Raw genomic sequence first — 26,941 nt, forward strand, 5'->3', positions numbered from 1 at the left:
TCTATAAATTGTCTTTATTCTATCGCATGTTGGAAGACTTGCCCAGTTCTAATTAAAATGTGATCCTATAATTGTGCTACTGTGTACTAGTGACCTCGCTGCTGGCGTACCCGTTATCCAAGCAAAGAATTATCGGCCGGCGTTTTTTTCTGATGCTCATCGCCTTCACGTTGATTTTCAACGGCGGGCTCATCCCGACCTTCCTGGTCGTGCAGCAAACGGGATTGATCAACACAACCTGGGCCATGGTCATTCCAACGCTCGTGACCACCTTTTATTTCTTCATTATGAAAACGTTTTTCGAGGGCTTGCCCGAGGAGCTGGAAGACGCCGCGAAAATAGACGGCAGCAATTATTTGGGGATCTTGCTGCGCATCGTTTTGCCGTTGTCCATGCCCGTGATGGCGACGATTGGCTTGTTTATTGCGGTCGGTCAGTGGAACTCGTTTTTTGACGCATTGATTTATTTGAACGACCGTGACATGTTCCCGCTGCAAATCCATTTGCGCAACATCGTCATCGCCAACTCGGCCGCCGCCCAGACAGAAGTGCGGGACGGGGAAGAAATGATTATCATGGAGACGGTCAAATACGCCACGATTATGTTCGCGACGCTGCCGATCCTGTTTACGTATCCCTTTATTCAGAAATATTTTGTGCAAGGCGCGATGATCGGCAGCGTGAAGGGCTGACACCGCATGAAAATACGGCTGACACCGACCGAAAATACGTTAAAATGAAACGAACGGAGGAGAACACAATATGCAAAATGCAACCAAACGATGGGGGAAATCCACGCTGTTGCTTCTGAGCGCCATGCTGATCGCGGCAGGCTGCTCGGGCAACGACAACGCGCCGCAAACGCCTGATGCGCCGCCTGTGTCCGACAACAAAGGCAATGGCGCAGCGGCGAGCGGAAACGGACAGCAGGAGGCGCCTGCCGGAGGAGGCGGGCTGACCTTGCCGCTGACGGATACGCCGATCACGTACTCGTACCTGATCGAAGAACGCGCGGATGCCGCGGTCAAAAACGATTGGTTGAGCGCCACGGAGCTTGCGAAACGTACCGGGGTGAGCGTGAAGTTCGAACCGGTGCCGCAGGCCGGGTTTTTGGAGAAAAAGCAGATTCTGGTCGCGACCCATTCCGTACCCGACATCGTCAGCGGTCTGACCGCTGCGGAGGGCAGGCAATATGGAACGGACGGCGTCTTTCTGGATCTGCGTCCGTATATGGAACAAGGCTTGATGCCGAATATTAGCCGGTGGTATGAGGAATATCCGGACATGGCGGTTGTGTCCACGACGCCGGACGGCGGCATCTACGCCTTGCCTTTTTTGGGCACTGAAAATTGGTTCAGCTTCGCCTTGATTGGCCGGCAAGACTTGCTGGATGAATACGGATTAAGCGTGCCGACCAATACCGACGAATTGTATGACGTAATGAGAGCGCTTAAGGAAAAACATCCGGAAGCCTATCCGTTTACGACACGGACCATTGAAATGGATCACAACGCCGGCATCTTTAATATTTTCACGCGCGCGTTCACGGAGGTAGGCTGCGTGATCGGCTACAATCCGTTTTCCGAGCGTTATGAATTTGCCGCGGAGCATCCGGAATTTACCGATATGCTGCATTATCTCCACAAGCTATACAAGGAAGAACTGCTCGACCAGGAATTTGCCTTGATGAACTCAAATCTGTGGGAAGAACGCATCTTGACCAACAAATCGTTTTTCACGTATGACGCCAAATCCCGATACGTCATCTTTATGGAGATGGCCAACAATCTGGACGAGGCGACGGCCTTTGATATGCAGCCGATTCCGGAGTTGAAAGCGCCGGAGAAACGCGCGTTTACCTTTGCCAGCGATTACGTTCAGGGGAACAAAAACAATGTGGCGTTGTCGAGCAAAATCAAAAATCCGGAAGTTGCCGTGCAATATCTGGATTACTTGTACAGCGACGAAGGAAGCGAGCTGCTGGAGCTTGGCGTGGAAGGCGTCACCTATGAAGTGGTGGACGGACAGCCGGTCTATTTGTCCAGTCTGGAGCAGCCGCTGGGAATTACGCTGCGCAGAGATTACGGCTTGCGCTACGATGCCGGATTTTTGTCTTTGAGCAAATCCCGTCAACTGGTAGCCGAAGGATATTATGAAAAAAATGCAGCCGTTGAAGATATGTATAAGGATATCGTCGTCAAGCCGGCCCCTGCGGTGCTGGTTACCGAAGACGAAAGGGAGATTGCTTCTCTAGTGGCTGGACTGCTGCTTTTCCAACTGCTGCCCCTATTCCCGGCGGTTCATGTTGCCCATGCGGACATGACCTACGACAGCGCTCCTTTATGAAGAGGGAGCGCTGACGACCCCGGCGAATATCATGGTCGAGGTGGAGGGCATCGGGGCAGGCGACGTCTATTATGTGGATGAAGTCAGAGCCGTCGAGCAAAATGAAGCACAGTTGGCCGATCTGCAGGCTGCTATCGCTGCGGCTTACGCCTTGCATAATCAGGCTGTCGAGGGCGACACGCCGGGGGAGTACGCCCCAGGCTCGCAGGCGCCGTTTTTGGCGGGCATTGCGGAGGCGGAGGCGTTGAGTCAAAGCGCTTCCGATGCGGTAGAGGTGTATGAAGCGCTGTCCGGGTTGATCGCCCACCAGCTCTGGTTTGCGAACCAACAGAAGCCGAGCGTGGACAGAGACATGTTGGGCGCGTTGATTGCGGCGGTGGAACAACGGCATGACGAGACGGAGGAAGGCTTGCTGCTCGGTATGGTGCCGTCGGGCGAAAAAGCCGTTTTGCTTGCTGCGGTTGCCGCTGCGGAAACCGCGTATGCCGATAGTGGAAGTAGTCAGCAGGACGTCGCGCTGGCTTATCAGGCTCTTGATGAGGCGGTCGGATTGTTTGAGGAACTACGGTACGAACTGGGCGATGACTATCTCGACATGTTGATCGATCACACCGGGACGCTGCTCGCTGCCGCAGAGGAAGGCGGGTTGCCGGGCCGGTATGCGCCGGGCTCGAAGGCCGTGTTGGAGACGGCTGACGGCGCCATCGCCGATGAATTGGGCGGTGCGCGACAGGACATTTCCACCGTGATGGAGATGCTGCAAGATTCGGACGGTTGGCTGAACGGGTCTGTGAACGCAGGGGCGGATTACGCAGAGATGCAAGGCCGCGGCATAAAGTATACGGAGGAGACCTGGCTCGACGAGACATTCGCTTTTGATTGGACGTATACATACACGAATGCGGGCAACGACTGGCCGGGGTTTGCGATCCGCTCGCAGCTTCCGAACACGACGATCGGGAACGGCGAAACCAGCTATGTGTTTTTATTGAAACGGGATGTATGGGAAGTGCAAAAATGGGTGGACGGCGTTCGCGAGATGCTGATCGGCGGGCTTGCCGGCTTTACGCCGCGCTGGGGCACGCTGGCAAACACGCATATCATAGCGGTGAAAAGCATCGCGTCCGGTTCGGAGCGGAAAATGCAGCGACCGGCGTCCGCCTGTGGATGGAAGTCGACGGCGAGACCGTGTTCGATGAAGTGGATGACATCGATCCGATCTGGGGCGCCGGGTATTTCACCGTTTATGCAGCAAGCAACCCGATCCGCCTCGGATACAGCGCGATGACGGAAGCTCAGCTGACCGGTGCCTACCAAGATTGGCGGGACGCGATATCTGCGTTTGAGGCGGGAAGGGTAGCGGGCCAATAAGCTGTAAGGCGTGATAAGCCTGAAATATCAAATTGACCTCCCGCGCAGAGGGCGAATTATTCCAGAAATGGACGTCTGTCGGCGCCTAGGGAAGGCCAACTTAAAGAAGAAAAGACATTGCCGGGTCGTCTCGACGATGTCTTTCCTGGTGTCATGTAAAGTACTGTCTGATCAATGAGCCAATGGGAAAAGACTGCTGGAAAGGGCCGCTTACGCGGCTCACTTGTCTTGCATTTTTTTCAGCAACTCGCTCAGGCGAGCAAAACCTTCGTTCATGCCGCCCTCCATACCGGACTGCAGCATGCCGTCGCGGTCGGCAACCGAGCGGAAGACGGATTCCATCTTGACAAGCGTTCGGCCGCCGGGAGGTTCGACGAAATGAGCGGTCTCGAGCGTCACATGGCCGCGTTCCGGCAGACCTAAAAATTGCTTGTCTCAAGCGGCGATGAATGGGTGGAGATCACCGACTTTGCCGGTACGTATATGACCAAGTCGATCGTACTGGACGAACACTTCGCCCATCGCAATGACATGGCCGTCTTATACGACCCAGATGACCGAACATTCACGTATTTACCAGCGGTCATGCTGCACCTATTGATGGTTATGATCGCATTCTTGGATTGAATCGATCTTTGTAGAGGCTGAGGGGAGAAGGAGCCGCGCTTCGATTACACGAAGCACGGCTCCTACTAGGTATTTCCCAGTGCCATCGTCAGACGCGGTACAGGGATGCCGGCCTTTTTGGCTTCTCTTACAACCTCAAGCACCGCAAAGCCTGCCTTACTATTGTTATATTCCATGAAAAGTCGCGCCAAGCTGCCCTTTGCAAAAATAACCTTGGTAAAAAGCGGGCCAAGCAGTGCCGGCGGGATCTTCGTCAGCAGTAGCGTTATCGCGTCCATCTTTGCGCCCCTTGCTTTCAGAACAGGCATCATTTCTCTCATACTGCGCCCCACATTGGCAAATGAGTCCGTGTGATTCATAAGCGCCGCAAAACTTCCCCGTTGTAACACCTCGGCCTCCATCGCCGCATTCATGGCAAAGTGATTCCATAGCCAGCTTTGCATATCCTTGCTCCAATTGATTTTAAAATGGGCGCTTTCGAACAGGGCTTTGACTTTGTGGTTCATCTGTTCCGTACCGGCTCGCGGATTTTCCAGAAAGACCATTTTCAAAAATCCGCCTCTAAGCGTGTTGTTCGCGATGCCGCCTCCTGCTCCGGGGAAGCCAAAAACCACCTGGTTCATCGACAAGGGGGCAATCGCCGATTTGAGATCCTGCCAAATGTTATTGAATACGAGGATCGGGGTATTTCCTGCAGCAGTTGACAGGAATTGTGCGGCTGCCGGAAGCTGTTCCGTGTTGACGCTCACAATAATGAGATCATACTGTGGGAGAATCTCCTCATGCAGGGTGACGTTCCAGCTCTCGGTAATGCGCTTTTTTCCGCTTCGTGCATCCCACATATCCAGCTCTATATGGCTTCCGAAGGTTTCTTTTCTTCCCTTCCTAACGTAAAACTCCACGGTATGCCCGGCCTGCTCGAAAGCCCACGCATATTGGGTCGATATTACACCTCTACCGAAGAATAAAATTTTCATGTTGGCCTCCCCACAATCGTTCATAATTCTTGTTGATAATCAAACAACGTGTTGTATAATTATATTGTATGAATTCACGATACGGTCATCAACCATCAGATTTTTGAGATCTGTCGGATCATCGATCGAACCGGAAAGGGAGGCCCCCCATGAACAAGCAGCCTGAAATAACGGACAAAACCAGACAAACCTTCATAAATGTATTCTGTGATTTATATAGCCAAAAACCAATTGAAAAAATATCGATTCAAGAGATTGCGGGCAAGTCCGGATATAATCGCAGTACATTTTATCAATACTTTACAGATATCTATGCGTTGTTGGACTACGTGGAAGAGCAAGTTTTGAAATCCATTCACGAGGAAATGGCAAGCCGGGAGCTTTCTACGCATACGTTTCAGAATGCGCTTCAATGCTTGGAAAATGCAGAAGAAATTTCAGTTTTGAAGGCCCTCTTGGGCGACTATGGGGCTGTTCGTTTTGTGGAACGCCTGAAAAGAGAAATTCCCTTTGAACGCTTGATTGTGAATCTTCCGATCAATGACAGCTTGGCGCCGTACCTGATTGAGTTTTACATCTCGACCTTACTCTCGTTGTTTCGCCTTTGGATCAAGAACGGCAAAGATTTATCGTCGGAAGAATTGGTTAAGCTGATCGATAGCCTATTTGCAGACGGGATAAAACCGTATCATATTTTGATTAAAGGTAAGGATTAAACGTAGAGGACGAACAAGACGTTTCACTACTCTTGTAAAAGGAATGCATAGCGCATGGGGAGGTAATAGGTTGGTTCCGATTTCTCAAAAAGATATTCCACATGAGATAATTAAGGAGTTAGGTGCGATAAGCAATATCAATTTCCCGCGACAGGGGCATACCTCTGATGTTGGTATAATAGATTCTGCGAAAGGACTTGCCGTTTTAAAGAGAACTAAGGGGAATCAATATTCAGGATGTCTGAGAAGAGAATCATTCATTTTGGAGTGTTTGTCTCAAACACCCATCCGAGTTCCTGACGTACTTCAATTCATTCAGCACGAAGATGAAAATGAAGGTATTCAGTCTTGGTTGCTTATGGAATACTTACAAGGGGAAACGATACGTCAAATCCTGACTAATGAGAACGATTCAGCCACAAGGTATAATATTCTTTTCGATTTTGGAAAAAGTCTACGAGAACTCCATTCAATCCCTTGTCCTGATGAACTAAAAAATGGTGGAAAATGGATCGATATTATGCTCAGTCAGGCTGAGTATAATTTAGGGCACTACAAGGTTGATGGTACAGCGGCATTACTTGAAAAATTAATCAGTAAAAAGCCTGCTGTTTTTGAGCAGACGCTGATTCATGGTGATTGTACTATAGATAATTTCTTGGTCCATGAAGGTAGAATATCAGGAATCATTGATTGGAGCGGCGGAGCTCATGGAGACCCTCGTTATGATGTATCTTTAGCTATAAGACCAAAGCCAAATGTTTTCCAATCAAGTAAAGACCACCGTGCCTTCTTCGATGGTTATGGAAAAAAGATCATTACCGATGAAGAGTACGAGTATTTTGAAGATGGACTCTATGCATTCTTCTGATGTAACCCGTTCCCTTGGCGCTAACCTAGGCGGATTATTTTCTTTTTTGCAAATCTTGATCTTGATTTTAATGGAGTTGAAACATGAATGGCTGGAAAATTGAATGTGCTGGAAATTAAGAAAAAGCTGAATGACTTCTCAAAGGAGGAGCTTGTTGAACTGGTGGCGGAGTCCGTTCGGATAAGCAAGGATACCCGAGCCTATGTTTTGTTTCGGCTTGAAGGCGAGGCCGGCTTGCTGGAATGGGTGGCCGAGGCCAAGGCTCAGATTGATAAGGAATTCAACCCCACCAGAGGGTACCCCAAGCTGCGACCTGCAATCGTGAAGAAGACTTTTACGGAGATTAACCGACTTGGTAAGGGCACGACCTGGCCATTGGAGATCATGATTTTCTTTTGTGAGACAGCCTCCGCATACATTCATGACGAAGGAGATATTTTTGAAAATATGGGGGATTTCTTTACCGATACCTTTGAAAAAATAATTCGATTGCTGAACAAGGAAAAATCACCCGATCGATTCAATAGCTTTCAAACGCGTCTTGAGACGATTGTCAAAAAACCGAATTGTCATTGCTGGGGAATTCAAGATTCCTTGATTGGCTCCTATACCGAGCTTAAATGGGTAGATGAGGACGAGTTTGTTAAAAGTTTAAATGTTTCATCATAAAATAAACGATTGGGGAGGAGCCCAAATGACGCGGAAGCTTGATCTACCCAACATACTGAACGGCTTGTCCAGGGAAGAGCTGGTTCAATTGCTTTTGCAAGCGACGGAGTTGGATGAATCGTTCAAAAACACGCTTCTGATGAAATATACCCAGGTTGATCCCGCCGGGCATGTCCAGGCGTGCAAGCGGCGAATGAAGGCGATTGTGCGCAAGTATACGGGACGCGAGGGATTCATTCCTTACAGGGAGACCTACAGCTTCAGTATGGAATTGCTCGAAATGCTGGACGAAATGAAGGACGCTAAGGATCACGGGCTGGCGCTGGAAGTGACGATCCTGGTACTGCAAGAAGGGGTCGAGGCCTTTCAGTATGCGGATGATTCCGACGGAAATGTCGGCATGGTGGTGGAGGGCGCGTTGGCGCGTATCCGCGATCTCGCCAGCGGCAGTGTGAATGACCCAGTCGCCTCTTCGCGGATTTTTGAACGCTTGCTCGCGTTTAGCGAGCGCGACATTTTTGACGGCTGGGAGGATTACCGGATCGAATTGCTCGAGATTTGCACCGGGCTGGTGCGAGCGGAGGAGCTGCGGGACCGACTGAAGACAGCGATTAAGCGACATATCGCGGCTCATGCGAATGACCCGTATGGGAAGTATACGGCCGAGGCGCTGCTCAAGCTGTTATTTCAGCTGATCCGTGAGTACGGATCGTCTGCGGATGCGGAGCGTTTCGTGAAGGAGCATCTACACTACAGCTTCTTCAGACAACATGCGATCGAAGCCTGCATCGACAGCGGGGACGCCCGCGGCGCGATCGAATTGGCGCTTGACGGAGAGCGGCAGGATCAGCAACTGCCCGGTCTGGTCACTCAATGGAAAAAGGCCAGGTACGAGGCTTACCGCAAGCTTGCTCTGAAAAAGGAACAGCGGCAGCTCGCCTGGGAGCTGTTGCTGGGAGGCGATTATGCGTATTATCAGGAGCTGGTGTCGATAACCGAGGGCGGGAAAGAGGAATTGTACCGCGAGGTTGTCGCTGGGCTCAAGCAGCGGGATAATTGGCAGGCGCGAGCGGTTTATTTGCAGCTGATCGCCGATAAAAACGATCTGGAAGAGATGATGGCCTATGTGCGAGCGACGCCCTCTGCCGTAGAAACGTATGCGGCCCGGTTATCCGAGCGCTATCCCGAGGAGATGGCGCGTATGTATGGCGATGCCATCCATCGCACTGCCGAGTCTGCTTCCGATCGCAAGGGCTATCGCGGTGTGTGCAAGATGATCAGTCGCTATCAAAAGATTTTCGGTCAAGCGAGTCAAGCCGAGATCGTCCTTCAACTGCAAGCGGCGTATAGCCGAAAGCCTGCATTTTTGGATGAGCTGTCCAAGGTAGAATAGGAAAATAGAAAGGAGGTCGGGCATGGGCGCATTCAACGTCATCGGAGGAGGGATCCTCGGCGCTGCGACCGCGTACGAGCTGGCCAGGCAAGGGGCGAAGGTCACGCTGATCGACCGCGCGGACCGCGGACAGGCCACCGCCGCGGCTGCGGGCATCATCTGCCCCTGGGTGTCGCAGCGGCGCAACCAGGTGTGGTATCGCCTGGCCAAGGCCGGAGCGCGCTACTACCCGGAGCTGATCGCGCAGCTTCGGCAGGAGGGGGAGGCCGACACCGGCTATGCCCAGGTGGGTGCGCTGAGCCTTCGTGCCGAATCACCGGCGCTGGACCGCCTGCAGGAGCGGGCCGAGCTGAGAAGCGCGGACGCGCCGGAGATGGGCGAGCTGACGCGGCTGGACGCGCGCGCGGTACGCGAGCAGTTCCCGCTGCTGGCCGAGGGCTACCAGGCCGTGCGCATCGGAGGCGCTGCCCGCGTGGACGGACGTGCTCTGCGCGATGCGCTCATCCGCTCCGCCGTGCGGCACGGCGCGGAGCTCGTGTACGGCTCGGCGGCGCTGCGCGTCCGGGGCAAGCGCGTCGTCGGCGCTGACGCAGATGGCCGGCCGATCGCGGCCGACGCGACGCTCGTCTGCGCTGGCGCATGGGCGCGGGAGCTGCTGATGCCGCTCGGCATCGGCTTGCAGGTCGGCTATCAGAAGGCGCAGATCATGCATCTGCAGCTGGAGGATGCGCCGGATACCGGACGCTGGCCGGTCATCATGCCGCCGACCGACCAGTATCTGCTGGCTTTCGCACACGGGCGGATCGTGATCGGCGCGACGCATGAGAATGAGGTCGAGGGCTACGATACGAGGCCGACCGCGGGAGGCATGCAGGAGCTGCTGCACAAGGGGCTGCAGGTGGCCCCCGGTCTGACGGGCGCGGCCTTTGCGGAGATGCGGGTCGGGCTTCGTCCGTTCACCCCCGGCTTCCTCCCGGTGGCCGGCGCTGTCCCGGGCTGGAGCGGGCTGTATGCGGCCAACGGACTCGGCTCTTCCGGCTTGACGGTCGGCCCGTTCCTCGGCAGTCAGCTGGCCCGGCTGGCGCTGGGACGAGCGACCGTCTCTCTTTCCGACTACAGCCTGGGGCAGGTGATTGATTTGGTGTGAAAATAATTAGGCCGACCGGTTCTGGTATGGGGTGCGATGGCATCTATTTTGATATTGATTATTGTTCTCATCTGTATTACGATACGAGGACGTAGATCGTATCAGGGGGGTAGGGGCTGTGTCAGATGGAGGGTATCGCGCAGGCTGTTATACCAGTGAAATGATTCAGCAGGCGATTCGGCTGTGGACCAGTTCGGTTATCTCGATCCAGGATGTCCGGCATATGGTGCTGCACCGGGAAGAGCCGCTGCTTCGGTATCGCATGCCCGCGAGCATGTTCATCTATACGAGTGGTGGAGCCGTCGATGTCCGGCTGAACGGCACCAGCTATCAGCCGGAGCGATTCGGCCTGTTCCACGGCGGGAAGAGTACGGAACTCGACCTGCGGCCGATCGAGGCTTGTGTGGATTGCTATATGCTGTTGTATAAGGCTGATCTGCCTCTGGATAAGCGGCAGCGCGGTCGATACGAGGATGGCTGGAGCCCGTTCGTACAAGTATACGGATTGGCGCCTCGCAGTCCCTTGTTCTTCTTGTCGACGATGCAGCGTATGCATCGGCACTGGACGCGGGGGAGCGAGCTGAGCCGGCTGCACGCCAAGTCTGCGCTGTACCGAATGATAACCGATCTGCACGAGGAATTGGAGCAGGGCGGCGTACGCTGGATGACGCCGGATTATGTGGAATGGATCAAGCGTTATTTGCAAGAGCACTACGCCGAGCCGATCTCTCTGCAGCAGCTGGCAGAGCAATTGCCGATCAGCCGTAGCTTGCTTGGCAAGCAGTTCAAGATGCGAGAACGCAAGAGTCCGCAGGAATATTTGAATGCGTTGCGACTGACGGCGGCGATGCGGCTGCTGCGAGAGACCGGCGCTACCGTCCAGGAGATTGCGCTTGGCAGCGGATATGCGGACGAGTTGAATCTGATTCGGATGTTCAAAAAGCAGATGCGGATGACCCCGAGCGATTATCGCAAAAAAATGATAGCTGGCTTTACCAAAAATGATATTGATAATTATTCTCATCGATTATACGATGGTAAAGAATTGGCCGGACCAGTTCCATCTTTTAATGATAAAGGGGAATTTGCTATGCAAGGAAGATCAAAAAGCAGCAGGACGACAATCGCGGCGTTGGCGCTGAGCATCATGATGCTCCTGTCGGCATGCGGGGCAACGACGACGGATAGCGGGACGAACTCGTCCGCAAATGCCGCGCCGGTACAGTCGCAGAATGCGGCGGAAGCCAACGGGAAGGAGACCGGGCAGATGGCGGCAAGCAGGACGGTCCAGACGGTCATGGGCGATGTGGAGGTGCCTGCGGACCCGCAGCGCGTCATTGTCAACTGGTACACGGGCGATGTGCTCTCGCTCGATCTGAACGTCGTAGGATATAACGGATGGGCGCAGGAGACGATGCCCTTCTACGATCAAATGATGGCGTCCCAGCGTATTGAGAACTGGGAGCCGGAGGATGTGATGGCCCTGGACCCGGATCTGATCATTACGTATGCGCCAGACGATTTCGATGCGTTCAAGAGCATTGCGCCGGTTATCGTCGTCACAAACGAGTTGTCCTCGCTTGAGCGGATGAAGTTCCTGGGCGAAGCGACCGGGCGCGGCGCGCAATACGAGCAGGCGTTAGCCGCCTTTGAGAGCAAGCTTGCCGAAGCGAAGACGAAATTCAACGAAGAGGCATTCAAAGGCAAGACCTTCAGTATCGTCGAGGATTGGGGGCCTTCCGGCGATTGGAGCGGCATCGGCTACGAGACGGGATCGCGCGGCGGCACGCTGCTGTATCAGCATCTGGGCTTGACCATTCCCCCGAAGCTGACAGCGTTGATTGAGGAGACCGGTAAAGGGCGCGGTACGATCAGCTACGAGGTGGCGCATGAATACTTCGGCGATTATATCATCTGGTTCAGCAAAGTCGGCGAAGCGTCGGAGTATCAGAAGACCGAAGTCTGGCAGAGCATTCCCGCAGTTCAGAACAACCGGGTAGTGGAAATTCCGGGCGAGTATCTGGGGCTGTTTTACTACGATGACGTGGTGAGCCTGACCGCTCAGCTCGATTATATGGTCGAGGCCATCAACGCGTTGGATCAGTAAAATGGAGGCTGAGATGAACGCCTCCCGGCTTAAGGCTCGAGCGGAGTCGAATTCGGTTTTTGCTCTATATATGATCGCGGGCTGCGGACTGCTGGCGCTTGCCTCGGCCCTCTCCATTGCGCTGGGGGCAGCCAGCATGAGTTTGTCTACAGTCTGGCACGCGCTGTTTCGCTTTGACACTGCAGTTACCGAGCATCAGTTGATCTGGACGTTTCGCTTGCCGCGCACGGTGGCGGATCTCGTGGTAGGCAGCAGTCTGGCCGTATGCGGCGCGATTATGCAGGGCACGACGCGCAATGCGCTGGCTGACTCCGGATTGATGGGCATCAGTTCCGGAGCGGCCTTCTCTATTGCGTTCTGCTTGGCGTTCCTTCCGGAGCGCACTTATCTGACGACGATGCTGGCGGCCTGCGCAGGAGCGGGAGTGGCGACGGGATTAACCTATTTTATCGCGTCGCTCGGCAGACGCGGCATGACGCCGCAACGCCTGGTGCTGGCGGGTATATCCATCTCCATGCTGTTTGGCGCCTTCTCCCAATATCTGTCGATCCGCTTCCGGCTGGGCCAATCGATGGCCTACTGGACTGCAGGGGGGACGGCTGGAGCCAGGTGGGAGGAACTGGCCATTATCGCCCCTTTCTTTGCGATTGGCTTGTCGGCGGCGCTGGCCCTGTCGCCATCTGTCGCGGTGATGAGTCTCGGCGAACAGGTCGCCTCCGGACTGGGGACCAATCCGCGTCTCATCCGCGGGCTATCCACCGTTGTGGTGCTGGTGCTGACCGGTCTGTCCGTGATCGTGGTAGGGCCGGTCGGATTCGTAGGTCTGATCACGCCGCATATCGTCCGCTACCTGATCGGCGTCGATTATCGACGCGTTATCCCCGCATCCGCATTGTACGGCGCGTTGCTCGCGGTATCGGCTGATCTGGTCGCTCGACTGATCAACAGGCCGTTCGAGACCCCGATTGGCGTTATCTTTGCCGTGATCGGGGTTCCCTATTTCCTCTATCTCGTGCGCCAGCAGAGGAGGGAATTCGAATGAAGCAGCGCATGAGCGCCATCAGCCGGGGAACCGTGATCCTCGCGGGCATGGGGCTGCTGATTCTCGTCATCGCCGTCATCAGTATTCATTCAGGCAAGATGAACGTATCCCCGCAGGAGGTGTGGCACGTCCTGCTGGGGCAAGGGACGGACAAGCAGAACCTGATTATCTTTACCTTCAGACTGCCGCGCATCGTGCTGTCGCTATTGGTTGGCGTCGGGATGGGCGCCGCTGGCTGTATCATGCAGACCCTGCTGCGCAATGACATGGCCAGCCCGGGTACGCTGGGCATCAGCTCGGGCTCGGGGTTGTTTGTGTTGTTATTTGTCACATTTTTCTCGACTTACGGCTTGTCGTCTGCCGTTCTGCTGCCGGTGCTTTCCTTTGTGGGCGGTCTGACTGCCGCAGCGATCATCTATTTGCTGTCGATTCGCTCCGGTCGGGACCTCTCGCCCACCGGGCTGATCCTGAACGGCGTCGCACTCGCGACCGGATACAGCGCGGTTACGCTGCTGCTCACGCTGCGGCTGGATGAGCGGCAGATGGACTTCATGCTGCGTTGGAGCGCAGGCGACCTGTGGGGCGACGATTGGCGGTATTTGGCCATTCTGGCGCCATGGACGATCATTTTATGCACGTATATTTTCTACAAGTCGCGTGTGCTCAACGCCATTCTTCTGGGTGCCCAGACCGCCAAGGGACTCGGTCTTGCCATGAAGCCCGAGTTTTTGGGACTGTCGTTGGCCGCTGTTGCTTTGTCTTCGGGCAGCGTAGCGCTTGGCGGCAATTTTTTCTTTGTGGGCCTGATTGCGCCGCATCTGGCACGCCGGCTGACCGGGCACAATCACAAGCTGCTGCTCCCGTGCACATGTCTGGCGGGCGCCATTCTAGTGCTGGCGGCCGACACGATTACGCGCACGATCAGTTTTGGCACAGATATGCCGACAGGAATCGTGATTACGCTGCTTAGTACGCCTTATTTCTTGTATTTGCTGGCCAGGTCTAACTGATGCGTCGATCGACAAACACATCCAAGGAGAGGTACTCGTGAAGACATTGCTGCGTTTTGCATCCTATTACAAGCCGTACCGAGGTTTATTTCTGCTGGACTTCGGCAGCGCAATTATGGTGGCGTTGCTGGAGCTTGTTTTTCCGCTTGCGCTGAATATCATCATCGACGACTTGCTGCCGGCCGGACGCTGGCAGCCGATCGTGATGGCGGGATTTATTCTACTGGCTGTGTACATGCTTAGCTCGGTCTTTCATTTTGTGGTGACGTATCACGGGCACAAGCTGGGGATTAACATCGAGACCGAGATGCGACGACGTCTGTTCGAGCGAGTCCAGCGCCTGTCGTTCCGTTTTTTTGACAACAACAAGACCGGGCATCTGGTCTCGCGTATGACCAATGATGTGATGGATATGGGAGAGGTGGCGCACCATGCGCCGGAGGACTTGTTTATCGCCGTGATGACGCTGTTGGGCGCGCTCGGGATTATGCTTGGGATTAACTGGCAGCTCGCAGTGCTTACCTTCGTCATTGTGCCGTTTATGATTGGTGTCTCTCTCTACTTTTCAAGAAAGATGAATCGTGCGTTTCGCAAGATGTTTGAGGATATTGGCAATTATAACGCCCGGGTTGAAAATAATGTGAGCGGGATGCGCGTCGTGCAGGCGTTCGCCAACGAGCCATTTGAAATTGAGAAGTTCAAGGAAAGTAATGAGCAGTTCCGTCTGACCAAATTAATCACGTACAAAGTGATGGCGTGGCACTCCTCGATCAGTTTCATCATGCTCAAGTTCGTCTCTTTGTTTGTCATCGTGTGCGGGGCCTGGTTCGTCCTCGAGGACAGCATGAGCTACGGCGATTTCGTGGCGTTCGTGTTGTTGTCCAATGTGTTCCTGGGACCGATCCGCACCATCAATGCCATGATCGAGACGATTCCCAAAGGCCTGGCCGGGTTCAAGCGCTACGAAGAATTACTGCAAACGGAGTCGGATGTGAAGGAGCGCGGGGATGCGTCCGATTCGCCGGCACTGCAGGGAGAGATTGAATTCCGCAATGTCGGCTTCGGCTATGAGCCGGACCAGCGTATCGTGGAGCATCTAAATCTGACCATTCGCGCAGGAGAATCAGTGGCGCTGGTCGGCCCGTCCGGTGGCGGCAAGACGACGATCTGCAGCTTGTTGCCTCGGTTCTACGATGTGGACGAGGGCCAGATCCTCATCGACGGGACAGATATTCGCGAGCTGACGCTGCGCAGCCTGCGCGGCCAGATCGGAATTGTCCAGCAGGATGTGTTCCTGTTCGACGGGACGGTGAGGGACAATATTGAATATGCCAGATTGGGGGCGAGCGAGACCGAAGTGTGGCACGCGGCCGAGCGGGCCCAACTGGCTGATGTGATTCGCGCCATGCCCCGCGGTCTGGATACGATGATTGGAGAACGGGGCGTGAAGCTCTCGGGCGGGCAGAAGCAACGGCTGTCCATCGCGCGCATCTTCCTGAAGAATCCGCCGATCCTAATTTTGGACGAAGCGACGTCGGCGCTGGATACCGAGACGGAGGCCTCGATTCAGCAGGCGCTGGCGGAGCTGGCTCACGGACGCACGACGCTGGTGATCGCCCATCGCCTGGCTACGGTTCGGGATGCCGATCGCATACTGGTGATTGCGAATCAAGGCATTGCCGAGCAGGGAACGCATGAGCAACTGCTGGAGCGAGGTGGCCTCTACCGCCGCTTGCACGGCAAGGTGCTGGTGTCCTGAGCTCGGGATGAGGCGCTGGCGTAAAGTAAATTTGTATAGTGAATAGGATGCGAACAACGGCGACATTAGGAATGAGTGCACATTCCTGTGCCGCCGTTGTTCGAGCCAGGAGAAATACCAAGCGTCCTCTAGTCAGCTTCCCCGATCCACGCGGCAATATCCTGAAGCACGCCCTCGTCGACATGACCCGGAATCTGGTATTCGGCAGTCGTCCCGATCGCGTCTCCCTCGGAGGCGATGAAGAAATGGTTCAGCCCCGGATAGCGGGCAAAGGTGACGTCTTCCACCCCTGCCAGCCGCTCCTGCCACAGGACATAATCGACATCGGCTTTGACCTGGAAGTCCGTCTCGCCCTGCAGGATGAGGATCGGCTTGTGCAGCTCGGCTGCAATGGCCGCGGCGTCATAGCGGTCCATCTCCTTGATATAGTAGGCCGGAAGTCCAAAAATCGTCGACTGCTGCGCTTCTTCATCCGTCAGCTCCTGCAAATGGCTGGCCCGTTCGTATTCGCCGCGCGCCGCCTCGAGGTAAGCCGCCCGCGTGTCCTCATCGATGTCCATGGCCGCAATCGCATCCACATTCTGATCGTACATGACCTCCCACAGCGTGCGCGGCGTGCCCGCGAACAGGATCAGGCCGGCAAAGTCGCCGCCGGCCGCGTCGATGCGCGCGTCCTGCTTGAGCCAGTCCGAGGCCTGCACCGCATCCTCCACGGTCTCCTCGGCGACGGTGAAGGTCCGCATATCCGACTGGGCGAGCTGCTGACCATACGCATACGTACGCTTGTCGTAGCGCAGGACGGCGATGCCTTGCTCGGCCAGCGACCAAGCGATGTCGCGATACGGCGTGTAGGCAAAGACGGTCCCGTCACGGTCGCTCGGGCCGGAGCCATGAACCAGTATTACGGCCGGCACCGCGCCGCTCGCGTCTGCCGGCAGGGTCAGCGTGCCTTCCAGCGGATAATCCGTATCCTCCCCGAGCGCGACGGGTTCTTCCTGCACGCCCGTCGGCGCTTCTGCTGCCGGTTGGTCGTACAGCGGGCTGAACGAAATGCTGGCGAGGCGTCCATCCGCATGGAAGGCCATTTGGAACTTGAGCTGCTGCTCCGAGAAGGCTGCGCGCCCGGCGGCTACATGCAAGCCGTCGACCTCGGCCTGCTGCAGGACCGTGGTCGCTTCGAATTCGCCAAGAGTAGGCGAGACCGCTTCCCAGCCCGTTTGGAGCGCTTCCCGGCTGACCGCGTCCGCCAGGGCGGCGTCGAATCGATCGTATACCGCGTCGAATTGACCTGCGAGGAAGGCTTGAATCACTTCGTCGGCCCACAGCTGGACTTGCTGTGGACTGGGGGCTGCGGTAGTGACGAAGGCGACTGTGCCCGCTGCGGGATCGTAATCGGCTTCATAGCCGAATAAGTCTGAAATGGCGCTGTGCGGCACATAGACGCGCCCTTTTTTCATTGCAGCGGCATACGTATTCGGGCTGCCGACCCAAGCGACGGTATCGTCTTGAAGCCGCAAAACGTGGACTTGGTCATGATGAGCCAGCTCCACTTCCCGGGCGGCCCCGTTCCAGCGGATCGCCACGGACAGATGCTCGGCGACAAACCGGATCGGCAGCATGACTGTCTCGCCGTCCGCATACGGCTGCGCATCAGGAAAACGGACGCGCTCGCCGTCAATGGTAATCGCAACGGGCTTGAATTCGGCCAGCGCCAGCATCGGCACCATCGTCAGTACTAGCAGGAAGGATAGCGTCAAGGCAGCTGTTTTTTTCATTCTTCACACTCCTTCGGAGCGCTGCTGGAGGAGGTCCATCCGGCAAGCCTGCGTAATCGGATCCTGACGCACATGGAGCGTGTAAAAAACAGATTGACTTCTATGGACAGGCCGTGAAGCAGGCAGCTAATGCCACACTTGGTCAATCGCTTGGATTAGTCCGCTCTGAGCGATATCGGGAAGACAGGAGGCATATGCGAGAGACAACCACTAATTTTGCCGACCGGTTTTGGTAGGTGATGTGGAGGTGCCTGCGGGTCCGGCAGCGCGTCATTGTCAACTGGTACACGGGGATGATGGCGACCCACCGTCGGTGGATGAGGGGGAGATGATTTTGTAATGCGGTATTTCCCATGATCGCGGTAGGGTCCGATGACACGCCGCGGGGAGCAAGTCAGCGACGTCCAGAGGACCTTCACGGTCATGTCCGAGAATAGAAGCGCTTGTCCGGCCCGGTCGCTCGTACGCACGACCTTACTATTCTCGGAACGAAACTTGCGCCGGGGGAAACGAGCGTTACATTCAAAGCGATGGCGCCTCAGACGGACAGGGTGAGCGGTCTCCATGTCAGAGACGGCTCGAACAACAGCGCGGTCACGGTTGCCTTTGGCTCGGATGGGGCGTTCTATACGTACGACGGGACGACCAACACGACCTTTCATACTTATTCGCCAGGCGTCTGGTATGCGATCAAAATTGTGGTTCGGCCTGTCGACGATACGTTCGACCTGTACATTATCATTTAAAGTTTGTCGCGGGAGTGAAGCCCGGTCCAGGAAGCACCGGGCTTGTTTCAAGCTAAAGGATGGCGCTAGCCGTTGCGCCGTGGTCTCAAGGCGCCGACGAGTCGACGGAACCAGGCTGTCTTGGCGCTCAGCATGAGGAGGATTGCCAGCAACAGCACGAGCGAGATCGGACTGTTGAGGATATTGCCGATGAAGCCGCCGACGCTGCCCTGCGAGATCTCCATGCCGCGGCGCAGATTATTCTCGATGAGGGGCGTCAGGATAATGCCCAGCACGAGCGGAGCGAGCGGATAGCGGTACAGCTTCAGGAAATAGCCGACGATGCCGAACAAGATCATCCAGTAGATATCGCCGATGCTGTTGTTGATCGCGTAGCTGCCGATGATCGACAGCGTGATGATGATGGGGATCAGAAACGGCTTGGGAATTTCAATGATCTTGCTGAAAATTCGAATGCCGGTCAAGCCGAAAATCAGCAGAAATACGTTGGAGAGCAGCAGGCAAGCGACAATGATCCAGAAAAACTCGGGCTGCCCGGTCATCAGCATCGGCCCCGGCCGGAGGCCGTGAATGTACAAGGCTCCGAGGAACAGCGCGGTCCCCGAGTCGCCGGGGATGCCGAGCGTCAGCGTCGGGATGAAGGCGCCGCCGATCGAAGCGTTGTTGGCCGATTCGGCGGCCACGACGCCTTCGTAGGCGCCTTTGCCGAAGGGACGGCTTGGCTTCTTCACGGTCCGCTTGGCCTGGTCGTACGCCATCAGGGAAGCGACCTCGGCGCCGGTGCCCGGCAATGCGCCCAGCAGCGTGCCTGTCGCGGAGCTGCGCAAGGTGAGCGGCAGGTATTTTTTGACCAGCTTCCAGCTCGGAATGATTTTATCTACCTTTTGCTTGACCGGCTGGGCCCGATTTTTGAGCTGCATCAGGGCCTCCGACAGACCGAATAGCCCGATCATGACGACGATGAAGCTGATGCCGCCCAGCATCGTAGGGCTGCCGAAGGTCAGTCGGGGCTGAGAGGTGAAGGGGTCCATGCCGATCATGCCGATCACGATGCCCAGCGACGCCGTGATCAGCGCCTTGCCCAGCGCCCCCTCCGTCAGGCTGCCGACGAGGAGCAGCGCCATCATGGCGAGCAGGAAATAATCGTACGGCGAGAAATGAATGGCCAGCGCGGAGACGATCGGCGAAGCCGCGACCATGACCCCGATGCCGAAAAATTCCCCAATGACCGAAACGACGGTGCTCAGGCCCATCACGATGCCGGCCAGGCCAAGCTTGGCCAGCGGGTAGCCGTCGATGGCTGTAGCCATCGCGGCGGGACTACCCGGTATGTTCAAGAGAATCGCGGTGCGGCTGCTCCCGTAGACCCCTCCGGTAAAGATGCCGACCATGGCCGCCAGGGCGGCATAGACGTCCCATGTATAAGTGAACGAGAGCAGCAGGGAGAAGGCCATCGTCACCGACAGACCCGGGATGGCGCCGATGTAGATGCCGACGAATACGCCGGCACCGACCAGCGCCAGCAGCTCGATATTTAAGAGTGGAATGAGAAAACCTTCAAAGCCTGACATCGCAATCTCCACCTCGTGAAATTATGGCAATACAACATGGAAGAGGGTGTAGAACACCAGAATCAGCCCGATGACGCTGCCAAGCGAGACTAACAGCTTCAGCCAGGGTCTGCGCCAATCCAGGAACATCATGCAGCCCCACAAAAACAAAAACGTCGTGATCTCGAAGTGCAGCAGCTCGACCAGAACGGCATAGGACGTGACGCCGAGGATCAGGACGAGGATATCTTTGGAGAACAGGTAGCCGGCCGCCTCCTTAAGGCTGCCCAGCGCGGCGCGTCTGCGGATCAGCCCGATCGCCTGCATGCCGAGCAGCAGCAGGAGGAGCGAGGTGACGGCCTGAGGCAGCGTGCCGGCATCGTTGGCATAGCCCTGATAAATGCCGGGCAGCTTGAGCGCTTCCAGGAACAGAGCGCCGACGATGAGCAGCAGCAGTCCGACCAACAGATATTCACCCGGCGCCTGGGCAGGCGAGCGCTGCGGCTCCTGCTCAAGCTCGCCTGCGGGTAATTGTTCGATCGGCCGCGACGGAATATCCGTCATGGAACCATCCTCCCCGATACCAAACATAGAGCGGGCCCGCGAGAGGCCCTTTTCCATGTCGAGTCTTTTTGTAAGTGGTCCGTTTCGCCTTGCGCGCGCTTATTGTGCAGGTCTTGGAATGTCGAATTCTTCCGGCGACGCTTGCGACTTGCCGGCATCGTGGATCAGCCATGCCTGCTGCGACTGCCAGGCATTGATGTGGTTCCAGGCCGCCTCCCCGGTCAGGCCGAGGGGGGTATAGCCGTTGGTCTGCAGGAAGGTCTGGAATTCTTCATTCTCGTATCCGGTTTTAAAGGCTTCCGTCAGCTTGGCTACAACATCCTCGGGCGTTTCTTTTTTGACGAATACGCCGAACCACGGGCCGGTTGTCTCGAGCATGGACTGGGCCTCAGGCTTGACCGCGCCCAGCGCCGGTACGTCGCTAATGGCATCAATCGGCTCGTTGGAGATGACGGCCAGACCTTTGAAGTCGCCCTGCTGCAGATACTGCATCGCCGATCCGGCGGACAATACGGTGACGTCAATCTGATCGCCGAGCAGCGCGGTAATCAGCGGCCCGTCGCCGTCGAAGGTGATCTGGCTGAAGCGGGTATCGAACAGATTGTTCAACATGATCGAGGCCACCCACGGCAGCCCGCCGACGCCGCTGACGCCCATTTTGATCGTATCGGGGTTCGCCTTGGCGTCCTCAAGCAGGTCGTCGATGGAGTCGTACGGGGAATCCTTGCTCACCACGACGACGCCTGCGATCCGGGCGAAGATATAGATCGGCGTGAATTCCTTGTACGTCAGCTCGGACAGGCCGAGCACCGGGTACAGCGAGCCGTCGCCGGTATTGAATAGCAGCGTATAGCCGTCGGCCTTCTGGTCGTATACGTACTGCTGACCGATCGTGCCGGAGGCGCCGGTTTTATTCATCATGACGATATTTTTCCCCAGGGCTTCCTGCGCGCCGCTGACGACCGTCCGCGAGACGAGATCGGTGCCGCCGCCCGCCCCCCATGGGACGACGCCGGTAATCGTGCTCGACGGGTAGTCGCCGCCCTTGCCGGACAAGGTGCAGCCGCTCAGCGACAGGGCGATTAACGCGATGGCGATCAGTCGTATAAGGTTGGCATTTCGTTTACGCATTGTTGTTCATCCTCACTCATGTAGATTGGTTACAGGTTGTCGAATTGGGGTGCGAAGCGCGAATCGGGTCGGATCCAATCGATCCGGCATGCGCAGATGTCGGACGGGCGCCGGGGCCTCCGACAGCATGATCCGGACCGCGAGACGGGCCTGGTCGAGCGCCGATTGGAGCTTGCCGGCCAGACTGACGATGCCCGGCAGCTCGACCTCGTAGTGACAAAAATCGAGCAGCGCCAGTCCAGCCTCGGAGGCGTACAACCGATCGTCGTGGCGGACATCGCCGGTAATGAGCAGATCGGCGCCGCGACTGCGGGCCTGGTCGATGTCGGCTCGTCCGCCTGCACCGACCTGCACGGCGACGCTGCGAATTCGGCGGTCATCCGTACCGACTACATTGACCGGGCCAGTCACGACGCCGTGCAGCCGCCGGAGCAGCTCGGCCAGGGTGCACGGCTCGGCCAACTCGCCGACCGTCCCGAACATCGCGAGCGTCCCCGGCGGCAGTCCGGGCTTGTCCGGTACAGGGATCGACAGGGCGTGGGACTCCTCCGGCGTCGTCGCCAGGAAGCCGTAGCCGTCATACAGCGGGCGGGATACGGGCGCGCCGACCGCCTTCATGAGCGTATCCGCAGTCCCGCCGGGAAGGAAGTCCAGATTGTTGTGACATACGACGAAGGCGATGCCGTGCCGGATCAGGGTCATGACGGCGCGCCCTTCATAGCTGCCCGGGGTGACCTGACGGATGCCCTTGCCCATGATCGGATGATGGGTGACGATCATCTGGCACTGTCGGCGAATGGCTTCTTCGATGACGGCCTCGGTCAGATCGACGGCGAAGAGGACATTGTCGACCGAGGCGCTCGGCTCTCCGACGAGCAGTCCGGAATTGTCCTTCCTGGCGACGCAGTCGAAGGGCATAAAAGAATCGAGCGCTTCGATGACGGCTTGGCATGTGGTCATGCTCCTATCCCTCCATTCCATTGCTTTATTATTCTATGTCTACCATGTTACTCGGAATTAGAGCGGTGGCGCAATCAAAATTTTGATGACGGGCTCCATTCGGTTCACCATCAGCTCGAAGGCGCGCTGGCTCTCGCTCAGCGGCAAGATGTGGGTGATGAGCGGGCCGAAATCATAGCCGCTGTTGATCAAGCCGACGGCGTCGGCAAAATCCTGCTCAACGATGCCGCGGCAGCCGATCAGCGACTGCTCGCCGGATACCAGTCGGAAGAAGTTGGCCTCCATCGGCTGCGCAGTCATCGGCAACATGACGAGGGTAGCCTGCAGGCTGCTCAGGGCAAACGCATCGGTCAGGATACTTCCGCCCATGGCGGTGATGATCGTGCCGCCTGTGCCCAGGCCGCCAGTGGCCTGCAGCACGGCCTCGGTCGCTTGCTCGCGAAGCGGATTGAAGGTGGCGGTAGCGCCGAGCTGCCTCGCAATGTCCAAATTATAATCCATGGTGTCCAGCCCGTATACCGTGGTATACCCGAGGCTCTTGGCGGCGATCAGGGCGACCAGTCCGATGGTGCCGGTCCCGACAATGGCGATCGGCTCGTCGCGATCCAGATGCGCCAGCCGCCTCATGATATGAAAGCCGATGGAGAGCGGCTCGGCAATCGCTGCGTGCTGCATGGAGATGCCGAGGGCAACCGTGTAGAGCGTGCGCTCCGGTACGTTGACATACTCGGCGAAAAAGCCCATCATGTTGGCGCTTCCCGCTACGATCTTGGTCGGGCAAATGTTGACCTGACCGGCCTTGCAGTACCGGCATTCCCCGCAAGGAATGGCATGGTTGACCACAACCCGATCGCCGACGCGGTGGTGCCGGACGGCGGGGCCGACGGCCGCGATCTCGCCGGCCAGCTCATGGCCGGGGATCATCGGCGGCTTGCGAAAAGGATGCGCATCGTGAAAAAGATGAACATCCGAACCGCAAAGGCCGGCGTACAGAACCTTGATCAGCACCTCGTCGTCCTTCAGCTCGGGGATGGCGGTCTCCTGGATGGCGACCTGATGTTTTTCGACAATGACGGCTGTATTCATGGGGAAAGTGCCTCCTTCGTTTAGCTGATCGTCAGATTGACGGATGGCCGAAGATACGTTTGAAGCCGCCGACGCAGGCGCGATACCCCTCTTCAAGCGTGCCGCCGGGCGGAATATAGAAGTTTTCCAGGGAAACGACACCGTCGTAGCCGTCCTGGCGCAGGGCGGCAGCGATATCGTCCATGTAATGGGCCATCGTGCCTTCGCCGACGGGGGTCGAGGTGATGACGCTCCTGCGGGTGTCCACCGTGCCGTCCTTGATATGAATATGACCAATGATATCCTTCAGTTCCCCGTACGCATCCGGGAACGGCGTTTCGTGATTGAACAACGTATTGGCCGGGTCCCATAAAACTTTCAGATGCGGGCTGCCCATGTCCTCGATGAATTGACGCGTCAAATACGCCGAGGTCAGCAAGGTGTTGACGCCGGTCTCGATCAGCAGCTCGATGCCGTTCTCCTCGGCCAGTCTGACCGGTTCCTCGAAGATCCGGAGCATGTTCGGCCAGGTCCGGTTATGATAAGCATTCCGTTTCTCCGCGCCGTCGTAACCCCAGATCGCCATTTGCTTGGAGAAGGTCAGGCAGCGGACCTTCTTGCAGTCGAGGTAGTTGGCCAGCTCGATCTGCGCCTTGATCTCGTCCACATGCTGACGGTAAGCGGCGTCTCCGAACGCGATCTTCTGGGCGGACTGATCCCGGAAGGCAAACCCGCCGATCACAGCGGCCCGAATCTCGTATTGCGCCAGGAGGGACTTGATGCGCTCGTTTTCCGCGACGGTATGGAAGCCGGGCTTCTTGCCCCATACGAACTCGATATCGGCCTCTTGCAGTCCGTCTGCCCGCATCATCGCCAGCGCATGCTCGAAGTCCCCGTCCGGACCGCAGATGTCCGAAGGGATCGCGCCCAAACGATAGGGGAGGTCCGATTTCCCTCCATTAATAGACATAGTTATACTTCTTCATCTTTGACGGCTTGGCGGGATCGGCATAGCGTTCGAGCTTTTCCGGGTATCCGACAGCGCGGATGATCTTCAGATGCTCCTCCAGCGCAGCTTCGCTCTCCCAGGTCTCCATCATGACGGCGGCGTATTCGTCCCGGTCGAAGTAGAGCGCATATTCAATACAGCCCGGTTCTTGTCTCGAGGCATTGACCAATGGTCGAACCACGACGAGGTATTCGTCGAGCGTGTCTGGCTTCAGATAGCGTTTGGCCACGATTTTTAACATGTGAACCTCCACGATAGGTATTTAACCGCATTTGAATACAGGGATTTAAATGCAGCAACTCTAGGTAGTATTATAGGGGATTCGGAATGGTTTGACTCATTCTATTTACGCGAGTGATTGATAGGCTCAGGCTATCGATTGAGGGAAAGGTGTAGTATACTTAAAAAAGTAAACCACCGGGAGGCCATAACTTGAATTATAACTTGTTATATTATTTCAAGGTGCTGGGCGAGACGGAGCATTACGGGCGGGCGTCGCAAATGCTGCATATCGAGCAGCCGAGTCTGAGCCAGAGCATCAAACGGCTGGAGAATGAGCTCGGCGTCGCGTTGTTCGAAAAGCGGGGGCGCAATGTGACCTTGACCGAGCCTGGGCGGGCCTTTCATCAACAGATCGATCGGGCGTTCGAGGCCATCGACGCGGCCGCACTGGAGCTGTATCGCAAGGCCGAGCTGGAGACCATTACGATCTCTTCGGTGCATTCGCATCCCAAATCCGGGTTTTCCAGCTACGTGACGCAGTTTCTCGGTCTGCCGGGCAATGCGCACATCAAAATTTCCATCTTCGAGCGTCATACGCAGCAGTCTTTCGACGCGCTGCGCAATCAGTCCTGCGATCTCATCGTCTGCTCCGGCAAGCACGATACGGATGATCTCGTCTACCACCCTCTGTCCCGCCGCCGCGTTATTTTGCTCGTCCCTCCCGAGCACCCCCTGGCGGCTCGCGAAGAGCTTGATTTGCGGGAGGCATTGCCTTACAAGTTTATTTACCCGTCCCCGATTACGGGGATGCGGACCATTTTTGAAAAGCTGTTTGCGGAGTGCAACGCTTTGCCGCCGATGGCCATGGAGGCCGAGAGCGTGAACTTTACCGCGTCCCTGGTCGCGGACCATGTCGGCATCGCGCTCTCGCCGGACGCCGAGCAGCTCGACATGTACCGCATCAAAAAAATTAACCTGACCAATCAGGCGAGCATCTTCTACCACTACTTGGCCTATCCCGGAGCCAGGCCGCTCTCGCTCGCGGCCCGGCAATTCGTCTCGTTCATCGTGGGGCAGACGACGGGGCTTCGAGGTGACCGCGAAGACGTCTGAGGTCGTCGATGTGAAGCTGTGAGGCGTGGGACTTCCCGGCCCCGGCGGATACAAAGGTCAGGTCGGAGCCAAGCCGGTCGCCCATCATGCGCATCATCGGGCTGAGGCTGCCGACAACGCCGGCGATGACCGGTACGCGGAGGAAGGTCTCTCTTGCCTCCTGGATCGCCTCGGCCAGTTCGGCGAGCTCCCGAACATGTTTGACCCGCGTGACGAGCTTGACGATATCGGCTCCCGCCTGCTGTTCCTTGCGCAGAATGTCTTGGATTCGCTCCGGCCTCCAGCCCCTTTTGAAGTTATGGGCCGAGACGATGAGGCGGAGGCCCGTTCCGCTCCACCGTTCCTTCCACTGTGTAATTCGCGCATCGCCGTACCGCAGTTCGATATCCACCAGATCGGCCATCCCCGTCCGGCTCACCTCGTCCAGCAGACGGAACTTCTCCTCTTCGCTAATCGCCTGCGCTCCATCCTCCGCTGCGTGCCGGGACGTGAAGAGGATTGGCGTATCTCCCGCTATCTGTCTGAGCGTCGCCAGTGTCTCGGCGATCGGCGCGGGCTGCGGGTAGCACGTCTGATAATCGGCGCGCCACTCCAGCAGATCGGGGCGATAGGCGAGTGCGGCGCGGGCATCGGCGATCAGTTGCTCCCGGGTGGCGCTGACGAGCGGGACACATAGCAGGTAGGCGCCCCCACCCAATTGTGCGCTCCTTACTTGAAGCTGCGGCTTGTACGTGTTCTTCATTGCGCGCTCTCTCCTTACAGGCTGTGCCA

At 56.7% G+C, this 26,941-nt stretch carries 24 protein-coding genes and 1 pseudogene; 14 read left to right on the plus strand and 11 right to left on the minus strand.

The genetic code is table 11. From position 1 onward, the window contains the following. Nucleotides 1–83 precede the first annotated feature (83 nt). From IDH44_RS15290 to IDH44_RS15300, 3 genes and pseudogenes are all read left to right on the plus strand, one after another. Nucleotides 84–692: pseudogene (locus IDH44_RS15290) on the plus strand (carbohydrate ABC transporter permease); the annotation flags it as partial. Nucleotides 693–762: 70 nt separating this feature from the next. After that, complete coding sequence (locus IDH44_RS15295; protein ID WP_190919100.1) at nucleotides 763–2,346, plus strand: extracellular solute-binding protein; 1,584 nt, start codon at nucleotides 763–765, stop codon at nucleotides 2,344–2,346. 31 nt (nucleotides 2,347–2,377) lie between these two features. Then, nucleotides 2,378–3,634, plus strand: coding sequence for a hypothetical protein (locus tag IDH44_RS15300; protein WP_190919101.1), 1,257 nt, complete (start codon nucleotides 2,378–2,380; stop codon nucleotides 3,632–3,634). A gap of 302 nt (nucleotides 3,635–3,936) precedes the next feature. Here IDH44_RS15300 and IDH44_RS15305 read toward each other — a convergent pair whose 3' ends face one another. Together IDH44_RS15305 and IDH44_RS15310 are read right to left on the minus strand one after the other, a co-directional pair. Continuing rightward, nucleotides 3,937–4,116 carry an SRPBCC family protein gene (locus tag IDH44_RS15305; RefSeq protein ID WP_190919103.1) on the minus strand — a complete coding sequence of 60 codons (180 nt, stop codon included), beginning with the start codon at nucleotides 4,114–4,116 and terminating at the stop codon, nucleotides 3,937–3,939. Between the two features lie 293 nt (nucleotides 4,117–4,409). Then, nucleotides 4,410–5,321, minus strand: coding sequence for a ketopantoate reductase family protein (locus IDH44_RS15310; protein WP_190919104.1), 912 nt, complete (start codon nucleotides 5,319–5,321; stop codon nucleotides 4,410–4,412). A 149-nt stretch (nucleotides 5,322–5,470) separates the two neighbouring features. On the opposite strand from IDH44_RS15310, the gene IDH44_RS15315 reads away from it, so the two are divergent. From IDH44_RS15315 to IDH44_RS15355, 9 genes are all read left to right on the plus strand, one after another. Further along, the gene (locus IDH44_RS15315; protein WP_190919106.1) at nucleotides 5,471–6,037 is read left to right on the plus strand and encodes a TetR/AcrR family transcriptional regulator; all 567 of its coding nucleotides are present in this window, start codon (nucleotides 5,471–5,473) and stop codon (nucleotides 6,035–6,037) included. A gap of 70 nt (nucleotides 6,038–6,107) precedes the next feature. Then, entirely contained in the window at nucleotides 6,108–6,908 is an 801-nt protein-coding gene (locus IDH44_RS15320; protein WP_190919107.1) for a phosphotransferase family protein, read from the plus strand. Nucleotides 6,909–6,995: 87 nt separating this feature from the next. Next, nucleotides 6,996–7,577 (plus strand): hypothetical protein, encoded by a 582-nt coding sequence (locus tag IDH44_RS15325; RefSeq protein ID WP_190919109.1) that lies wholly within the window; start codon nucleotides 6,996–6,998, stop codon nucleotides 7,575–7,577. A 25-nt stretch (nucleotides 7,578–7,602) separates the two neighbouring features. Then, nucleotides 7,603–8,970: a hypothetical protein gene (locus IDH44_RS15330; RefSeq protein WP_190919110.1), complete on the plus strand. Its 1,368-nt coding sequence runs from the start codon at nucleotides 7,603–7,605 to the stop codon at nucleotides 8,968–8,970. Between the two features lie 22 nt (nucleotides 8,971–8,992). Beyond that, complete coding sequence (locus tag IDH44_RS15335; protein ID WP_190919112.1) at nucleotides 8,993–10,117, plus strand: NAD(P)/FAD-dependent oxidoreductase; 1,125 nt, start codon at nucleotides 8,993–8,995, stop codon at nucleotides 10,115–10,117. A gap of 118 nt (nucleotides 10,118–10,235) precedes the next feature. Beyond that, a complete protein-coding gene (locus IDH44_RS15340) occupies nucleotides 10,236–12,224 on the plus strand; it encodes an AraC family transcriptional regulator (RefSeq protein ID WP_190919113.1) in 1,989 nt (662 codons plus the stop codon). Nucleotides 12,225–12,294: 70 nt separating this feature from the next. Continuing rightward, complete coding sequence (locus IDH44_RS15345) at nucleotides 12,295–13,266, plus strand: FecCD family ABC transporter permease (protein ID WP_223869724.1); 972 nt, start codon at nucleotides 12,295–12,297, stop codon at nucleotides 13,264–13,266. Further along, a complete protein-coding gene (locus tag IDH44_RS15350) occupies nucleotides 13,263–14,276 on the plus strand; it encodes a FecCD family ABC transporter permease (RefSeq protein WP_190919116.1) in 1,014 nt (337 codons plus the stop codon). Before IDH44_RS15345 ends, IDH44_RS15350 begins: the two co-directional genes overlap by 4 nt. A gap of 37 nt (nucleotides 14,277–14,313) precedes the next feature. Next, complete coding sequence (locus IDH44_RS15355) at nucleotides 14,314–16,035, plus strand: ABC transporter ATP-binding protein (protein WP_317890194.1); 1,722 nt, start codon at nucleotides 14,314–14,316, stop codon at nucleotides 16,033–16,035. Nucleotides 16,036–16,163: 128 nt separating this feature from the next. On the opposite strand, the gene IDH44_RS15360 is transcribed toward IDH44_RS15355, so the two are convergent. Beyond that, entirely contained in the window at nucleotides 16,164–17,810 is a 1,647-nt protein-coding gene (locus IDH44_RS15360; RefSeq protein WP_190919118.1) for a stalk domain-containing protein, read from the minus strand. A 551-nt stretch (nucleotides 17,811–18,361) separates the two neighbouring features. On the opposite strand from IDH44_RS15360, the gene IDH44_RS15365 reads away from it, so the two are divergent. Beyond that, nucleotides 18,362–18,556 carry a hypothetical protein gene (locus IDH44_RS15365; RefSeq protein WP_190919119.1) on the plus strand — a complete coding sequence of 65 codons (195 nt, stop codon included), beginning with the start codon at nucleotides 18,362–18,364 and terminating at the stop codon, nucleotides 18,554–18,556. Between the two features lie 65 nt (nucleotides 18,557–18,621). On the opposite strand, the gene IDH44_RS15370 is transcribed toward IDH44_RS15365, so the two are convergent. The 7 genes from IDH44_RS15370 to IDH44_RS15400 all read right to left on the minus strand — a co-directional run bounded on the left by IDH44_RS15370 (nucleotide 18,622) and on the right by IDH44_RS15400 (nucleotide 25,076). After that, nucleotides 18,622–20,127, minus strand: a complete 1,506-nt coding sequence (locus IDH44_RS15370; protein WP_190919121.1) for a tripartite tricarboxylate transporter permease — start codon at nucleotides 20,125–20,127, stop codon at nucleotides 18,622–18,624. A 21-nt stretch (nucleotides 20,128–20,148) separates the two neighbouring features. Next, nucleotides 20,149–20,670, minus strand: a complete 522-nt coding sequence (locus tag IDH44_RS15375) for a tripartite tricarboxylate transporter TctB family protein (RefSeq protein WP_190919123.1) — start codon at nucleotides 20,668–20,670, stop codon at nucleotides 20,149–20,151. A 99-nt stretch (nucleotides 20,671–20,769) separates the two neighbouring features. Further along, a complete protein-coding gene (locus IDH44_RS15380; RefSeq protein ID WP_190919124.1) occupies nucleotides 20,770–21,801 on the minus strand; it encodes a tripartite tricarboxylate transporter substrate binding protein in 1,032 nt (343 codons plus the stop codon). Between the two features lie 12 nt (nucleotides 21,802–21,813). Beyond that, nucleotides 21,814–22,761, minus strand: a complete 948-nt coding sequence (locus IDH44_RS15385) for a Nif3-like dinuclear metal center hexameric protein (RefSeq protein ID WP_190919125.1) — start codon at nucleotides 22,759–22,761, stop codon at nucleotides 21,814–21,816. A gap of 57 nt (nucleotides 22,762–22,818) precedes the next feature. Then, nucleotides 22,819–23,847 carry a zinc-dependent alcohol dehydrogenase gene (locus tag IDH44_RS15390; RefSeq protein ID WP_190919127.1) on the minus strand — a complete coding sequence of 343 codons (1,029 nt, stop codon included), beginning with the start codon at nucleotides 23,845–23,847 and terminating at the stop codon, nucleotides 22,819–22,821. 31 nt (nucleotides 23,848–23,878) lie between these two features. Beyond that, complete coding sequence (locus IDH44_RS15395) at nucleotides 23,879–24,796, minus strand: sugar phosphate isomerase/epimerase family protein (protein ID WP_190919129.1); 918 nt, start codon at nucleotides 24,794–24,796, stop codon at nucleotides 23,879–23,881. Beyond that, nucleotides 24,786–25,076, minus strand: a complete 291-nt coding sequence (locus tag IDH44_RS15400) for a putative quinol monooxygenase (protein ID WP_190919130.1) — start codon at nucleotides 25,074–25,076, stop codon at nucleotides 24,786–24,788. Before IDH44_RS15400 ends, IDH44_RS15395 begins: the two co-directional genes overlap by 11 nt. Before the next feature lie 191 nt (nucleotides 25,077–25,267). Between IDH44_RS15400 and IDH44_RS15405 the strand changes: the two genes are divergently transcribed. Then, complete coding sequence (locus IDH44_RS15405) at nucleotides 25,268–26,170, plus strand: LysR family transcriptional regulator (RefSeq protein ID WP_190919132.1); 903 nt, start codon at nucleotides 25,268–25,270, stop codon at nucleotides 26,168–26,170. Here IDH44_RS15405 and IDH44_RS15410 read toward each other — a convergent pair. Beyond that, nucleotides 26,121–26,912 (minus strand): type I 3-dehydroquinate dehydratase, encoded by a 792-nt coding sequence (locus IDH44_RS15410; RefSeq protein ID WP_190919133.1) that lies wholly within the window; start codon nucleotides 26,910–26,912, stop codon nucleotides 26,121–26,123. The genes IDH44_RS15405 and IDH44_RS15410 overlap by 50 nt on opposite strands. Between the last annotated feature and the right edge of the window lie 29 nt (nucleotides 26,913–26,941).

It is taken from the genome of Paenibacillus sabuli (genome assembly GCF_014705605.1).
GTDB lineage: Bacteria > Bacillota > Bacilli > Paenibacillales > Paenibacillaceae > Paenibacillus_D > Paenibacillus_D sabuli.